Annotated in this window: 1 protein-coding gene; it reads right to left on the bottom strand. The window is 57.7% G+C overall.

The window, feature by feature from the left end; all coding sequences use genetic code 11:
- Positions 1-16 precede the first annotated feature (16 nt).
- The coding region (locus XI05_RS08910; protein WP_271500696.1) for an IS630 family transposase at positions 17-558 on the bottom strand (542 nt) is incomplete at its 5' end.

Below are 558 nucleotides of genomic sequence, written 5' to 3' on the forward strand. Positions count from 1 at the left end.
CTAGAGCATGATGTATTTACACGGAAACATAGCCTGAGTTTTTGAAGTAGTTGGTGCACTCCGCCTCGGAGAAGAGATCGAGGAGTTCACCAACCTTCCGCCAGGTTGCCTCCACGTCACGAGGCTCTGCGGCTCGCATGAGGTGTTTGAGTTTGGCGAAGACTTGCTCGATCGGGTTGAGGTCAGGGCTGTAGGGCGGCAGGAAGATACGGTGGGCGCCTCTGGCCCGGATAGCTTGGCGAGCCGCTTTGCCCTTGTGGCTGCCAAGATTGTCGAGAACGACGATCTCGCCCGGTGCGAGGGTGGGTGCCAACACCTTCTCGACGTACAGCGTGAAGAGTTCACCATTGATAGGGCCATCAATCACCCAAGGCGCACTGATCCGATCGTGACGCAGCGCCGCGATGAAGGTCATGGTCTTCCAATGGCCGAAAGGTGCAGATGCTTGGAGGCGCTGTCCACAAGGCCCCCAGCCGCGTAGCGGCGCCATATTGGTCTTGATCCACGTCTCGTCGATAAAAACCAACCGTGCGACATCGATCCTGCCTTGATGCGCTT

Origin of the sequence: Bradyrhizobium sp. CCBAU 11357 (genome assembly GCF_028128865.1) — a bacterium.
Lineage (GTDB): Bacteria > Pseudomonadota > Alphaproteobacteria > Rhizobiales > Xanthobacteraceae > Bradyrhizobium.